Origin of the sequence: Methanoregula sp. (assembly GCF_049690535.1) — an archaeon.
Lineage (GTDB): Archaea > Halobacteriota > Methanomicrobia > Methanomicrobiales > Methanospirillaceae > Methanoregula.
Genome location: NZ_JBAVMX010000104.1, coordinates 1 through 14,854, shown reverse-complemented (window position 1 = coordinate 14,854; position 14,854 = coordinate 1). Strand labels below are relative to the sequence as shown.

11 protein-coding genes and 1 tRNA gene are annotated in these 14,854 nt (G+C 53.4%); 7 read left to right on the top strand and 5 right to left on the bottom strand.

All coding sequences use genetic code 11. The annotated features are described in order from the left end of the window. The first annotated feature begins 393 nt into the window (after window positions 1–393). Together WCE46_RS07875 and WCE46_RS07870 are read left to right on the top strand one after the other, a co-directional pair. A complete protein-coding gene (locus tag WCE46_RS07875; protein WP_424733146.1) occupies window positions 394–1,185 on the top strand; it encodes a hypothetical protein in 792 nt (263 codons plus the stop codon). Window positions 1,186–1,300: 115 nt separating this feature from the next. After that, window positions 1,301–1,372 (top strand) — tRNA-Arg (locus WCE46_RS07870). Between the two features lie 330 nt (window positions 1,373–1,702). Here the strand turns inward: WCE46_RS07870 and WCE46_RS07865 are convergent. The 5 genes from WCE46_RS07865 to WCE46_RS07845 form a co-directional block, all read right to left on the bottom strand. Next, on the bottom strand, window positions 1,703–2,740 hold the full coding sequence (locus WCE46_RS07865; protein WP_424733145.1) for a M42 family metallopeptidase: 1,038 nt from the start codon (window positions 2,738–2,740) through the stop codon (window positions 1,703–1,705). A 1-nt stretch (window position 2,741) separates the two neighbouring features. Beyond that, entirely contained in the window at window positions 2,742–3,848 is a 1,107-nt protein-coding gene (locus WCE46_RS07860) for a pyridoxal phosphate-dependent aminotransferase (protein WP_424733144.1), read from the bottom strand. A gap of 21 nt (window positions 3,849–3,869) precedes the next feature. Beyond that, window positions 3,870–4,469, bottom strand: a complete 600-nt coding sequence (hxlB, locus tag WCE46_RS07855; RefSeq protein ID WP_424733143.1) for a 6-phospho-3-hexuloisomerase — start codon at window positions 4,467–4,469, stop codon at window positions 3,870–3,872. Between the two features lie 130 nt (window positions 4,470–4,599). Then, window positions 4,600–6,084 carry an MBL fold metallo-hydrolase gene (locus tag WCE46_RS07850; protein ID WP_424733142.1) on the bottom strand — a complete coding sequence of 495 codons (1,485 nt, stop codon included), beginning with the start codon at window positions 6,082–6,084 and terminating at the stop codon, window positions 4,600–4,602. Window positions 6,085–6,208: 124 nt separating this feature from the next. Next, window positions 6,209–7,264: a PEGA domain-containing protein gene (locus WCE46_RS07845; RefSeq protein ID WP_424733141.1), complete on the bottom strand. Its 1,056-nt coding sequence runs from the start codon at window positions 7,262–7,264 to the stop codon at window positions 6,209–6,211. Between the two features lie 232 nt (window positions 7,265–7,496). Between WCE46_RS07845 and acsB the strand changes: the two genes are divergently transcribed. Genes acsB through WCE46_RS07820 form a run of 5 tightly spaced genes read left to right on the top strand, consistent with a single transcriptional unit; the run spans window position 7,497 to window position 14,782 of the window. Next, window positions 7,497–9,542 (top strand): acetyl-CoA decarbonylase/synthase complex subunit alpha/beta, encoded by a 2,046-nt coding sequence (gene acsB, locus WCE46_RS07840; RefSeq protein ID WP_424733140.1) that lies wholly within the window; start codon window positions 7,497–7,499, stop codon window positions 9,540–9,542. Window positions 9,543–9,550: 8 nt separating this feature from the next. Next, the gene (locus WCE46_RS07835; protein ID WP_424733139.1) at window positions 9,551–10,495 is read left to right on the top strand and encodes an acetyl-CoA decarbonylase/synthase complex subunit delta; all 945 of its coding nucleotides are present in this window, start codon (window positions 9,551–9,553) and stop codon (window positions 10,493–10,495) included. 3 nt (window positions 10,496–10,498) lie between these two features. Further along, window positions 10,499–11,833 (top strand): acetyl-CoA decarbonylase/synthase complex subunit gamma, encoded by a 1,335-nt coding sequence (gene acsC, locus WCE46_RS07830; protein WP_424733137.1) that lies wholly within the window; start codon window positions 10,499–10,501, stop codon window positions 11,831–11,833. Further along, entirely contained in the window at window positions 11,834–13,741 is a 1,908-nt protein-coding gene (locus WCE46_RS07825; RefSeq protein WP_424733136.1) for an ASKHA domain-containing protein, read from the top strand. Next, a complete protein-coding gene (locus WCE46_RS07820; protein WP_424733135.1) occupies window positions 13,742–14,782 on the top strand; it encodes a hypothetical protein in 1,041 nt (346 codons plus the stop codon). It abuts the gene before it with no gap. Window positions 14,783–14,854: the final 72 nt, after the last annotated feature.

Below are 14,854 nucleotides of genomic sequence, written 5' to 3'. Positions count from 1 at the left end.
CTGGACGTCGCTGCCGGCCTGATACTGGTTCGTCCCGGCGATATACGCCGTCAGGTTCGGGGTGCCGTCCAGGTAGTTTGTCCCGGCGAGCGCCGGCACTACGAGGAGGGCGGATAGGATTATCAGGATTATTATGGGGATTCGTATCGATATCATCCGGGGATCACCTGTGCCTCTTATAAAAATGTGTTTCTTTATTGTACGTTAATTGGTTATGTATTTTGTCCGGCATATCGATGTACTAACGGTGACAGAATCCTAATTATATTATACTGTTTTGACAATTTTTTATATCATTCTCTTTTTTGTGCAGGTCATTGCTATTATATGTGATGGATACAAGCCGGTGTTTTCAATATACATAAATAACTGGAAAAACTGTACACATTGATAATGACTACTCGTATCTGTCTAACGGTTCTTGTATTTACAGCGGCTCTCCTCCTGATCGCCGGTTGTGTAACACCTCCGTCATCAACCACAACGACCTCGACTTCCAGTGGTTACTATGCAACCGAAACGAGCACTCTGGGAACGACGTCACCCCCCTCGTATGTGACTGCAGTTACTCCGTTTGTAACACCCGGTTCTGTTGAACAGACCAGTACTCAGGGAACGAATATCTATACTGCTGCTCCTACCCCCCTTCCGTCAGATTTATCCTGCCTCATCTATCTCAATACGCAGTTTTACTCCTATAATACGACCGCGGTTTCGTTTGATCTAAAAAATCCTCCGATGTATATCAACTATACCGTCATTCCTTTCAATATCACGGTTAATAAGTACGTTGAATCAAAGCAGGGTGCCAACAATTGGGTAACTCTGCAGTATTCGGATTTTGCCCCGTATTCGTGGTTTGAGATCACGGTCAGGAATAAAACCTCCGGTCAGATCTACCTTCAGGACGGGTTTGGAAAAGCCCAGGGGTTAAGCGTATACACATCTGCATCTTTAGGACCAATCCTTAATTCCGATGATCTTCAGGTTGAGATGACCGGGAATAACATCACGGCAACGACCGGCATCTGGGTAAAACCGGTTGGCAATTTTAATGATCCGCAGAACCAGTCCTTCCCTGAGTGTAAATACTGGGGCGGGCATCCGCAGAATTATCTGGAGTATGCGACAACAACTGCGACACCTACATGGACTCCGGTTAATGTGCAGACGCCCAATTATTGATAAAATCAATTTTTTCTCTGCAAACTGGCTTAGATTAACAAACCGCTAATTTTTTTAGGTGAGATATTTAAGGGATGAAAACGATTTAAGTAAGGCAGGTAATCAGATAACGCAAGTCCCGGTGGGGTAGTGGACATCCTAGAAGATTGCGGATCTTTTGACCCGGGTTCGAGTCCCGGCCGGGGCGTTAAAATTTTCCATTATTTCTTTTGAAATTTTTACCATAGCATCATTTGGGTGTTTTATATATCCAATTTGGTTCTCTGTTGTTCTTGTCACTGTAAAGAATAATCAGGGAGGTTGTAAGAATAAAACTCAAAAAGATCACCAAACCATGATTTTTTCCAGCACCGGACTATACGTAATCAGATGAAATCTGACGTCAAAACATAATAAAAATTTATCAGATATACTGTTACTTTCAAATTAACGGATACAGATTTTTCCAAGTAATGTACGTTTTCTCGAAAATGCACATAATTCTTTAAACGTGCTATGTTATAAAAAAGGAAAAAAATTACAGCGCTGGTTTTGTTTTCAGTGCAGCGACCAGCAGGTTCACACCACCTTCGATATCCCGGATGTCCAAAACCTCAACCGGTGAGTGGATGTACCGGGCAGGTGGGCTGATCGTGGTGCTTGGGATGCCGCCCCGGGTCAGATGGATGGAGGTTGCATCGGTCGTTCCCCCGGTACCGACCTCTACCTGTACCGGGATATCGTGGGACTCGGCAGCATTTTTCAACCACTGGACAACCTTGCGGTTTGCAATCAGACCTCTTCCGCTGCTGTCGACAATTGTAATGACCGGCCCTTTCCCCATCTCGATTGCTGCATCCCTCATCTCAATGCCCGGGTGATCGCCAGGGATCGTGACATCAGTCGCAATTGCCCAGTCAGGATTGATGGTAAATGCACTGGTCTTTGCCCCTTTAAGACCAACTTCTTCCTGGACTGTAAAGACCGCGTAGACTGTGAAAGGTGATTTCATCTTCTGCATGGTCTTGATGAGCATCGCGACACCGGCCCGGTTATCGAATGCTTTCCCGGTCACCCGGTTGTTGGAAAGCTCGGCGAATTCCCGGTCGATCGTGATTGGTGTTCCGATCTCAATACCAATGTCCGCGACTTCGTCCCTGTTCTGCGCCCCGACATCGATAAACATATCGTCGGGCTTGACACCTTTTTTGCGCTCCTCGTCGTCCATCATATGCGGGGGCTTGCCACCTATGACACCGATCCGGTCGCCTTTTGTCCCGTGGATGATGACGCGCTGGTTATAGAGGGTCGGCGCATACCAGCCGCCAAGCGTGATAAACCGGAGAAAACCTTTGTCATCGATGTACTTTACCATGAGCCCGATCTCGTCCATGTGGGCTGCAAGCATCACTTTCGATTTATTCCCGTGCTTGACGGCAATGAGGTTTCCCATGGAGTCCTCGGTGATCTCATCGACATATCCTTTGAGTTCCTTTTTTATTACGGCAAACACACTGCCTTCGCTGCCCGATACCCCGTGGGCATTGGACAATTTCCGCAAAAGTTCTTTTACCATATTATTCACCTGTTGCTTTTTTGATCCTATCAAGAGCTCTCTTGAGATTGTCCCGGGACGAGGCATAACTCAGTCGGGCATAATCCGGTGCGTTTGCTCCGAATGCTGAACCCGGTGTAAGAATAACGCCTTGGTCTATAATCTTCTGGACGAGCGCCTGCTTCATCGGGACAAATGCATAAAACGCACCCTCGGGACGCGGAAGTGAAAAGCCCAGTCCGGAAAGTCCCTGAACCAGCAGGTCCCGCCGTGCCTGGTATTCGGTGCGCATCCCGACAACTGCTGATTGGTCGCCGGTGTATGCAGCAAGTGCCGCGTACTGCGAGATAGATGTCGCGCAGGCCTGGCAGTACTGGTGAACCTTGAGGCACTGGCCGACAATTTCGGGAGATGCCGCAAGGTACCCGAGCCGCCAGCCGGTCATCGCGTAGGTCTTGCTCGCCGCGTTTACCGTGATTACGTTGTCGCCAAACCGTGCAGCACTCCAGTGTTTCTTGCCGTAGATGAAATGCTCGTACACTTCATCGCTGACAATAGTGACACCGGCGTCGTGTGCACACTCGACAAGTGTCTTGATGGATTCTTTGCTCTCCACGGCACCGGTCGGATTTGCCGGAGAGTTAAGCACAAAGAGGCGGGCCCCCTTCATGAGTTCCTGCGCCTTGTCGAGATTGATATGCAGGGTCTCATCCAGCGGGACGCCGACCGGCCGGCCCCCGGCGAGCGTTGCAAGCGCTGCATAGGAGACAAAACCCGGGTCGGCACAGAGAACGCGATCGCCTTCGCTCACGAGCGCCTGCATCACAATATGGAGTGCCTCGCTTGCTCCGGCAGTGACAACGATCTGGTCGGGAGTATACGCCACTTCGTTCTCTTTTTTGAATTTGGCACTGATCGCATCCCGGAGTTCGGGAATCCCCGTGTTTGCCGTATACCCGGTCTTTCCCGCACGGATGGCGGCTATGGCCGCATCCTTTATGTGCTGCGGTGTATCAAAATCCGGCTGGCCGAGACCCAGGTTAATCGAATCCGGACCTGCCGCTTCAAAGATCTTACGTATCCCCGAGATCTCTATTCCCTTTACCCGGGGCGAAAAGTGTTCAGTCATCTGTTCTCACCCTACCAGATATTATTCAATATTCGCATGCCGGTTCTTGAGTGCGGATTCATCGGTTTTCGTGATCTCCATAAGCCGTGAGATCACAGCATCGCCAAAGATCATCGAGGTCGTTTCAAAGAGCGTCCCGAGCGGTGCAAACGATTTGTGGTCCCCGAGTACCTGTCGGATTTCGAACTCCGCTGCATCGTCCTTCACCTCATCACGCTGGTGTTCGATGATCACTTTGCAGTCGGCAATCTTTCCTATCCGTGAATTGGCGTTCGAAGTGATCAGGCAGATATGCGCCCCAATCTCCTTACCGGTCTCGGCAATATCTGCCACGGTCTTTGTCTTTCCGGATCCTGAAAAGATTACAATGACGTCGCCTTTCTGGAGCGCGGGTGTGATCGTTTCGCCAACAACATACGACTGGAGACCGAGGTGCATCAGGCGCATGGCAAACCCCTTCGCGACGAGCCCCGACCGTCCTGCACCCATCACATAAATGCGCCGTGCATGCAGGATCTCAGTGATGAACGCATCCACATCCTTATCTGAAATTGTAGTCGCGATCGCCCGGATCTTTGATGCCATCAGCTGCATCATTTCCTGAACCCTGTGATTTTCCATCCTTCTCGTAAGAATGATGCCACCCAATAGTAGATGAGAATTTCGTGTCTGCCAGGATATTATGACCAGATCAGCAAAAACGGGCAACGAAATTGGGGAGTATTACCGGCAAAAAAAGGGTATTCTTGTTTTAAGAGTCCGTGACGCTGTATCTCATAATTTCACCATAGGGTGCCAGTTTCCCATTCTCGAGAACCGAGACTGCACCGTGACCGCCACAGATCCGGCAGCGTTTCTGCTGCGGGACAAGCGCCCGATCTGTTTCTGCCGCAAGTTCGAGAAGTGCCTTACGTTCTTTACGCGCGAGATCGCTGTCAACATTTACGGATGTAACAAGAAAATCCGCAAGCGAGTTATAGGCCGCTCGTTCCTGGGTGAGGCTGGAAAAATTAATGACCGCATCGGCAGTAAAGAGCAGACCTTCCGAACCTGAATAAAGGTAAATCTGTCCGTACGTATGGCCGCCCAGCCCTTCAAGCACTTCGAGTTCGAGATCGCCAATTTTGACAGTTCCAAGAACCGGAAAGATACTGCGAATTGCCACACCGGCTGGCGGAAGACAGGTAATCTTTTTTGAAGGGTTGATCTGCGAGAAGAGATTGATCATCTTGGTGTAAAACGCTTCGAGGACAGAATGCTCGCTCCGCGAACCATATGCCCGGTTGTTCGTTTTTATGATATCCCGGGTTCCCGTATGCATGAGCACACCTGCCGGGAAAAATCCCCCGGCGCCGCAGTGATCCGCATCCGCATGGGAGATAATAATCTGGCTAAAGCGGAGCTCATCGCCAAGACCGTAGTGCGAGAACATCGCCATGACATCGCTGTGATAAATGCCATAACCGGTATCGATCATCAGAGCCTCATCCGGGGTGACCAGGATATAGATACTCCCGCCGCAGGGCATCTGGAAACAGAACAGGTCGATACGGGGGGTTACGCGGATTTTCTGGACGTCCGCATAGAAATTCCGGCCTGTCGTGGCACGCAGGGTTCTGCCGGTCAGGAGTACGCTGTCGAAGACCTGGCGGGGATTGTTCCCCCGGTTCATCAGTTCCTGTGCGATATGGTTGGTGTCTGCCAGAAACGAGAGCAGGAATGTATTCTCAGATTCCCCGATCAGCTCCCGTATCTCCTGGGCAAACCGGACATAGAAGATTGTATCATCAAGATGCTTTCCCGTTGTATCGTATTCGAGGATCTCAATCTGGTAGCGTGATTTCAGTTCATCGAGCAACCGGTCGACAGCGGTGGTGTCTTCAAGGTTCAGGCTGACTGTCAGACGATCCGGATGTCTTCCGGCATCATCAAAATCAATAAACCCGATATTTGCACCTGAATCTGTTGTATATTTCAGGAAGCGACAGAGTGAACCTGCCGTATGGGGGATATGCACAGAAAATTTGAGAAAACTCAGCGGCTTCAAGGAAGTCTGGAGGTAGCCAATAGCCGCGAGATCGCTCGTGATGCTCGCATACGCATCTGCAGATGCGGTTACCTCATAGAATACCGTACAGGGATCGATCCTGCGATCATACTGGATGCGGTTGATATTGCCCTCATATTTTTTGATAATCCCGGCAGCCCGCTCAAGAGAGCCGGGTTCATCCGGCATATGTGCAATAAATCCAAATTTTTCCAAAATAATGAGCCTCGTTTGCAGGAATGAAACTTGTTCCTGTAAAAATAAAAAACTGGTGCCTTTTCGGGCACCTGTCCCGGTAGTCCGGAGATTCTGATTATGGTATTCTTTTTCGTATTGTTGCGAAAAGTGCCATTGCACCAATAAAACCGAAGATTGCCACAAAGGGTGACAACGGGATTCCTGATGGTGCGTTCACCATTTCCGGTGAAATCTCTGTTGGTTTATCTGCGGAAACTACAACGTCAATAGAAACGGAGAGATAACCGGGGGATTTGAGTTCTACCGTGTGCGCTCCCGGAGAGACTGAGTCAAGCGTCAGGGGAGTTTTTCCCACCATTGCTGAATCGAGATAAACCGATGCGCCAACCGGTTTTGATGAGACGATAAGGGTTCCATTAACCGGTGAAACAGTAGTTTGCATATTTGTGGGGTTGGCCGCCGGCTGGGTTGGAATTCCTGTTACAGTTGTACCCGGCAGAACAGCCTGACCCGCAGTGGCATTCCCGACAGTTGTTGCATTTGTATTTGTTGCAGTAATGGTCAAAGTTTTTGTGAGACTCTGAAGCATCGAGGGACTGGTGATCGTGACCGTATACTGGCCGGGCGGCATATCCACGTGGAATCCATAATTAAAGAATCCTCCTGCACTGACTGGTGAGGTGAACGTGTGCACTTTGTTTCCTGAAGAGTCCAGCACATTGATCTCAAGTGAGCTTGCCCCGTTCTCCGCATCACCCGCTATCTGGATATAATCATCAATTCTTGCGGGATTCGGGCTCATCGTTACGTAAAATTCCGGTTTTTTGAGCATAATGGAGACCGAGGTAGTGATCTCCGGGTGGCTCAGGTCATATGCCGTTAACGTATACTGGGCGGTATACAGGTTTTCAATTCCGATTGTACGGGAGGTGTCCCAGTAAAAGGCCCAGGTTCCCGATGCGTCCGTGACTGCGGTGTTCCCGGTTCCCGGAATATCGGTCAGGTTATACGGGGGGACACCTGCTGCCGGGAGTCCGGGGCCGGTGATCCTTATTACGGTCGTGTTGCCGATGGTATTCTTTCCGTCAAATGCAATACTGTCACCGACATAGTAACCGCCGGCACCCCGGTAAGTGATGGATATGCCGCCATTGTCTGCATAGGCTGGCACAATACACAATGACAGGATAATCAGAAGAAGGACCGCGGGAAAAATCCCCGGGATTTTACTGAAACGCATTTCTTTTCCTCACCTTAAAGAGAATATCTCCGTGAGGGAATAAATATTGTTATTGACTTTTTCATCAAAATAAAACCTTTTCACGAGCCGGGATGAGGACCGGTGTCGGCAAAGGATTGCACTCATAACGAAACTATATGTATGGCTGCGCAGTAACCCATAATTGGAGGGGATATTCCTGACCGACGTTACGCTGGCCAAAAAAACCGGAAATGAGCAATTGAAAAATAAAATGGCCTCTATATCTCGCGAATTTTCTTACGAGGACACAGCCTACCATCTTCCCGTATCGTATGCCCTGACGGGGATCGCGGTGCACGATCGCAGCACGGCATCAGATGTCTTTACAAAGACCGGCAGCAATCCGCTCGTTGCAGCCGAGTGCCTGCTTGCGGAGACGACTGCTGCTGAAGGAAAGGAACCTGCACCGTACACGGGATTTATCAGCGATACGGTGATACGGAAACTGGGATATTCTCTCGTTGACGGGAGCATTCTTGGCCTTGCACTTCTTGTCGGTACCCCAAAGAGTGCTGAAAGCGCCGCTGCGATCTGCCGCGAACTCCAGGAAAAATACATGCTTACGTTCCTTTCCGGCGGTGTCATCCCATCACTCTCTTCTGCCGGTGTGAAACTGGGTCTCGATTACCGGCTTATCCCCCTCGGTTCGAAACCACTGCACAGCGTCCATTTTGTCGATATCGTTGCACGGGTCGCGATGATGTTCGGCGGTGTCTCCCCGGGTGACACCCACCGGCTGCTTACGTATGCAGCAGAACGGGCAAAAGCGATAGTGATTGTATTTCCCGGCCTCTCTGATGAGGAGATCGCATTTGTCGACGGGATGCGTGTGCTGGGATTCCCGATCCTTTCTCTTGGTGAGTACGAAAGCGGGGACTGGACACCTGCAACACCTTCGGATGTCGTACGGACCGGCATGGATATAAAAGGGATCCGGGTCACAGTGACTGCAATTCCCATCCCGATGGCCTGCTCGCCGGCGTTTGAGGGAAAGAGCATAAGAAAAGAGGAGATGCAGGTCGAGTTTGGCGGGGGCCGCTCGCCCGCATTTGAACTTTTGCGGATGCGAAATCCCGGTGAGATTGAGGATGGGAAAGTAACCGTGATCGGCCCGGAGATCGGCTCCATGAAGGAGGGCGCCGCCTACCCCCTGGGTATTGTCATCGAAGTTTCCGGCAAAACAATGAAAAAGGACTACGAACCGGTTCTTGAACGCCGGATCCACAACTTCATTAATTATGGCGAGGGGTCATGGCATGTCGCCCAGCGTGATCTCATCTGGGTCCGGATATCAAAGGAAGCATTTAGTAAAGGAGTAAAGATCGAGCATCTTGGAAAACTCCTTGCCAGTAAGTTCCGGATGGATTTTCCCCAGCTCCTCGATGCGGTTGCGGTGACCCTTATCACCGATCAGGACACGGTAGTCGCGGGAAAAAAAGAAGCGGAGAAGATTTACGAAGAGCGGGATGCCCGAATCAAAGGAATGCACGACAATGATGTCGATACCTATTATTCCTGCACGCTCTGCCAGACGTTTGCCCCGAACCACGTCTGCGTGATCACACCGGAGCGGCCGGCCCTCTGCGGGGCGATCAGCTGGCTTGACGGGAAGATCGCGTACGAGATCTCGCCATCCGGCGCGAACCAGCCGGTCGAGAAAGGGGCACTGGTGAATGCCCAGAATGGTGAGTTCGAAGGCGTGAACCGGTTCGTGAAAAAAGCGAGCCACGGTGAGATCGAGCGCTGCTCTCTTTACAGCGTGATGGAATTCCCGATGACCTGCTGCGGGTGTTTCGAGGCAATCGCCCTGATGCTGCCTGAAGTAAACGGGATCATGGTTGTCAACCGGGAATACAAGGGCATGACTCCCTCTGGCATGACATTTTCGACCCTTGCCGGCACCATCGGCGGAGGAGCACAGACCCCGGGCTTTGCCGGGATCTCGAAGAATTATATCCTTTCGGACCGGTTCCTTCAGGGAGAGGGCGGAATAGAACGCCTGGTCTGGATGCCGGCACAGTTAAAAGAAGAACTTAAACCCCGGCTCGTACCGCTGCTCGCGGCGAAGGGACATCCTGACCTCTTCGAAAAAATTGCCGATGAGAATAGTGCAGCGACCATTGAGGACCTGACCTCTTTTCTCGCCCGTGTCGGCCACCCGGCGCTTGCGATGAAACCCCTGATGTGAGGTGAGAGATGATACCTGACCCAAACTTTGGCTGGACCAGCACTGTTGGAGAAGTTGTTCTTGGCGCAACCCGTGCCGAGGGTGGCACCCGGTCGCGCACCTACCGGATCGGCGGCTGCACTACCCTGCCATTCATGGAAAAAGGCACCCCGTCCCCCTCACCGCTTATCGCCTTTGAGATCTGCGATGACCCGCGGTACTGGTCAGCAATCGTAAACGAGTTCTGCGGGGATATCGTCCATGATCCCGGCGCGTGGGCAAAGACTGCCGAGACCACCTATGGAGCGGATCTCGTCCGGCTCTGCCTCACGAGCACCAAACAGCGGGATTTTTCCGATATCCTGTCACTCGGAAAAACGGTTGAGACCGTTCTTGCTTCGACAACGCTGCCGCTCATTATCGAAGGGAGCAACGAGCCGAAGATCGACAGCGAGGTGTTTTTAAAATGCGGGGAGACCGGGCAGGGAGAACGTCTCCTGCTCGGGACCGCGGAGGCCGGACGGTACCGGAGCATCGCTGCCGCGGCCCTTGCGTACAATCACTCAATTATCGCGCAGTCTCCTATCGATATCAACCTTGCAAAGCAGCTCAATATCCTCCTCTCGGAGATCGGCGTCCAGAAAGATCACATCGTTATCGATCCTTATACCGGCGCGCTCGGCTACGGGTTTGAGTACTCCTATTCTGCGATGGAACGGATCCGGTTCTCCGCGCTCAAGGGGGATGCGGATCTTGCGATGCCGATGATCTGCGCCCCTTCGGATTCGCTCACGATAAAAGAGGTACGTGAAGCTGATGCAGATGTCAGAAATGCTATCGCCGTGGAATGGGAACTTGCGACAAGCCTTGCCGCTGCCGTTGCAGGAGCGGAGATTATCTGCGTCCGTCACCCGGACACGGTAAAACGGCTCAAGGCAGCATTTACCGGGCTCAAAACCCGGTCAGGGGTGTAAAACATGGCACTCAAGGCCTTGGATATCTACAAGCTCCTCCCAAAGAAAAACTGCAAGGAATGCGGTGATCCTACCTGCCTGACCTTTGCGATGAAGCTTGCTGCAGGCAAGGCCGATATCGAGCTCTGCCCGTACCTGGACGAGAACGCAAAATCTGTTCTCGGGGCAACGACACGGCCTCCGATAAAACTGGTAAAACTCGGGGTCGGCGAGCGTTCGTTTGCGGTCGGCGAGGAATTTGTCCTGTACCGTCATGACAAGACATTCTACCATCCCCCGGGGATTATGTTTAAGATCGAGGATACAGAAAGCGAAGAAGAGATCATGGCGATCACTGCCCGGGTGCGCGATGAAACTTTGTCCCGTGTCGGTGCCGATTTGAAATTCAACGGGACGGCCATTGTTAATACGAGCGGAACGGCTGAAGCGTATGCAAAGGCTGTTGCCGCCGTGGAAAAAACCGCCGGCCTTCCTGAAGTCCTTGTCTCGGATAACCCGGCTGCCCTTGCCGCTGCGCTTGTCCTGTGCGGGAGTTACCATCCCCTTATCTGTGCGGCAACGCCGGAAAACTACAAACCGGTGTGCGCCCTTGCAAAACAGCACGGGTGCCGTCTCGTGGTGCGGGCTCCCTCCCTTGAAGCACTCGCCCGGCTGACAAAAGACTGCGTCGCAGAGGGTGTAACAAACCTCCTCATCGATCCCGCCCCGCAGACGCTGGGGGATTTTATTACCCGGTCGACCGCGATCCGGCAGCTTGCCATTACCCGGGCAGTCCCGGATCTGGGGTACCCGGTATACTTGGATGCAACAGCATTCGATGATGAGGACGCGGCAATTGCCCTCGGTATTGTCAAGTACGCCTCTGTCATCGTCACCTCCCCTCTCTCCCCGGCCTCTGCAAAGGCTGCGCTCACCCTCCGCCAGAATATCTATACCGACCCGCAGAAACCCATCCAGATGAACCCCGGGCTGTACCGTGTCGGTACGCCGGGCAGGGATGCACCGGTGCTCATGACGGTCAACTTCTCCCTCACGTATTTCACGCTCCAGGGATACCTCGAATCCAGCCGGGTCCCCTGCTTCATGCTGATCGTGGATACTGAGGGTCTCTCGGTGCTCACGTCAGTTGCAGCCGGCAAGCTCAACGAGACGCTGGTGCGGGACGCGATAAAGAAATTCGGCGTGGAAAACGAGGTCACGCACCGGAAACTGATTATTCCCGGATACTCAGCCCCCCTCTCGGGACGGATTGAAGAAGCAACCGGCTGGAAAGTGCTGGTCGGACCCCGGGACGCGGCAGAGATCGGCGACTTCCTCCACGAGGAATGGAAACCCTAAATGCGCACTGTTACCTTCCTCCCCGGGTATAACAAGATCATTACACCCCGAGGGACGACAATTCTCGACGCCGCCCAGCGCGCCGGCATCAACATGAACGTTGTCTGTGGCGGGCAGGGCAAGTGCGGCAAATGCGTAGTCTATGTCCAGTCCGGCAAGATCGAATTCGACCGGCAGAAGTACGGACGGTTCTTTACTGAAGAGGAACTCAAAAAAGGCGCATGCCTTGCCTGTGTGACTACGATCCAGGGTGACCTCCAGGTCGTTATTCCTGAAAGTACGCTGATCCAGGAACAGAAAATTCTCGTGAACGGTATAGACACGGAGATCGAGTTCCATCCGTCCGTGAAAAAATATTATGTCGAACTCCAGCCGCCGACCCTTGCCGACCCGTCGCCGGACCTCTCGCGGCTGCTCTGGGGGATCCAGAAGACGGGCGGCCCGGTTGCGGAGAAGATGTATGCGCCGCTTGAAGTGATGCGCGAGATCCCCGCCCTGCTCCGGCACAGCGACTGGAAGGTGACCGGTACCATCGCCCTTGTGCCCGGTGGCTACCGGCTCATCGATCTCCAGGAGAATGATACCTCGCACCGTCTCTATGGGGCGGCAGTCGATCTCGGCTCCACCACAGTCGTCGCGTACCTCTGGGACCTTATTACGGGCAAAGTCGCTGCGGTTGCCTCCAACTACAACCGGCAGATCAGCTGCGGGGAGGATATCCTTGCCCGCGTGAATTATGCCCAGAAGAACGGGATCGAGAAACTTCAGGCGCTTGCCGTTGAGAGTATTAACGCCGCGCTGACATCAGCGTCCAATACTGCCGGGATCGACCGTGAGGATATCTACGAGGTCGTTGTCGCAGGAAACACCGTGATGACGCACATGCTGCTCGGGATCGATCCTGCGTATATCATCAAGGAACCCTATGTCCCGGTCGTCCAGCGGGCGCTCTCGGTCGCTGCCGCACGGATCGGTCTGACCTGCAACAAGAACTGCGGGCTCTTTGCTTTCCCGGCCGTGAGCGACTTTATCGGGGGCGATATTATCGCCGACATCCTTGCCTGCGGCATGAGCGAGAACGAGGAGATCTCGCTTCTTGTTGATATCGGGACAAACTTCGAAGTTGTGCTCGGGAACAGGGAATGGATGTTCTCCTGCGCCGGGGCAGCCGGGCCGGCGCTTGAAGGCGGCGAGGTGCTCTTTGGGATGCGGGCAAACCCCGGCGCCATCGAGAAGATCACGATCGACCCGGTCACCCTAGCCCCCACGTTCTTTACCATCAACGAGACGAAAGCCCGGGGCATCACCGGCTCCGGCCTCATTGATATCCTCGCCGAACTGCTCTCGGCAGGAGTCATTGACCGGACCGGGCGGATAAATATGGAGATCAAAAATCCCCGGATCCGCACCGGCGCACACTTCCCGGAGTATGTCATCGCGTGGGCGCGTGAGACCGATATCGGGAAAGATATCGTGATAACGGAAAACGACATCAAGAACCTGATCATGAGTAAGGCCTCCATTCACGCCGCCTGTGTGACGCTCATGAAGGAAGCCGGGGTGACCCGGCTCGATATCACCACGATCTATTTTGCCGGGGCCTTTGGCAACTACATCAACAAAAAGAACGCGACGATTGTCGGGCTGATCCCGGAGATCGATCTCGAACGGATCAAAAATATCGGGAACGGTGCAGTGGCCGGTGCAAACCTCGCGCTCATCAACCGTCGGAAGCGAAAACTTCTCGATGGGATCGCGGGCCAGATTGCCTATATCGAGCTCAACGCGGAGCCGTCCTTCATGGACGATTACACATCGAGCGCTTTTTTGCCGCACACCGATCTCTCTCTCTTCCCCCGGGTCCAGGCACTCCTCGAATCCATACGGGAGAAAAAAGAGGTGACCTGAATGTCACGGATGATCCCACCCCCGAATTCCCGGGCAACCGGTGTCGGTGCCCTCCCGCATACCGACCCGGTGCTCGCGTGCAGCGATGTGCTCGACATCTTCCCGGAATTCCCATATGCCCCCACGCTCCCGGACCGCGGCCTCCTTGAAAGCATCGTCTTCAACGATTCCGCCCAGCTCCCGGGCCAGCTCATCCGTGAGGACCGGCTGCTGTACGACAGCACCCGGGACAATACGGCCGCCATGGAGCAGGTGTACCTGGACTTTGTCGGGGAAAATTTTTCGCCGTACGGCCTTGACCGTGCGCATGCATCTGCGTTTGCCGAGATGATGACCCGGCAGTTCCCGCAGGCGCAGGCGCTCAAGTGCCAGGTGACCGGCCCGGTCACCTTCGGGATGCAGGTTGTCGATGCAGACAAACGCCCGATCTATTACGACTCCCAGCTTGCCGATGTCCTCTCGAAAATGATCGCGCTCAAGGCGCGCTGGTGCGAGAACGAAATGCAGGCCCGGACCAGCGTCAAAGAGACACTCGTTGTCCTGAACGAACCTTACTTTGCCTCGCTGGGCTCTTCAGTCGTGCCGCTCGATAAGGAGTCTGTCCGTTCCGGCTGGCACGATATCGCGTCGCTCGTGAAAGGCGGGCTGGGCGTCCACTGCTGCTCGAACACGGACTGGGGTTTTGTCATCGGCCTTGACCCCTCGATGATCTCGCTTGACGCGTACTCGACGGCAAAAGAATTTCTCCTCTACGCCGATTCCATCAGGGAATACATGGAACGGGGTGGCGTTGTCGCGTGGGGAATCGTCCCTGCCGAGTACAAACTCTTTGCCGGTGAGACGGTCGACTCGCTGTATGCACGCTACTGCGCGATACGCACCCAGCTTACAAAGCAGGTACCGGCAGAACTTTTCGATGCCCAGTCGCTGATCACACCGAGCTGCGGGATCCGGTTTGCGGACCGGAACGGCGCTCTCGCGATCCAGCGGGCAGCCGCCGAGATATCCCGGAGGATCCGGGCAGAAGCGAAGATTCCCTGATTGTTTTATTTACTTGAGACCTGTTACCATGACCCGACGCCCGTTTACGATTGCACTTTCAGGAAAAGGCGG

Coding starts and splice junctions, on each gene's coding strand:
- WCE46_RS07875 (WP_424733146.1), top strand. CDS start 394: ATGACTACTCGTATCTGTCTAACGGTTCTTGTATTTACAGCGGCTCTC.
- WCE46_RS07865 (WP_424733145.1), bottom strand. CDS start 2,740: ATGGTAAAAGAACTTTTGCGGAAATTGTCCAATGCCCACGGGGTATCG.
- WCE46_RS07860 (WP_424733144.1), bottom strand. CDS start 3,848: ATGACTGAACACTTTTCGCCCCGGGTAAAGGGAATAGAGATCTCGGGG.
- hxlB (WP_424733143.1), bottom strand. CDS start 4,469: ATGGAAAATCACAGGGTTCAGGAAATGATGCAGCTGATGGCATCAAAG.
- WCE46_RS07850 (WP_424733142.1), bottom strand. CDS start 6,084: ATGCCGGATGAACCCGGCTCTCTTGAGCGGGCTGCCGGGATTATCAAA.
- WCE46_RS07835 (WP_424733139.1), top strand. CDS start 9,551: ATGATACCTGACCCAAACTTTGGCTGGACCAGCACTGTTGGAGAAGTT.
- acsC (WP_424733137.1), top strand. CDS start 10,499: ATGGCACTCAAGGCCTTGGATATCTACAAGCTCCTCCCAAAGAAAAAC.
- WCE46_RS07825 (WP_424733136.1), top strand. CDS start 11,834: ATGCGCACTGTTACCTTCCTCCCCGGGTATAACAAGATCATTACACCC.
- WCE46_RS07820 (WP_424733135.1), top strand. CDS start 13,742: ATGTCACGGATGATCCCACCCCCGAATTCCCGGGCAACCGGTGTCGGT.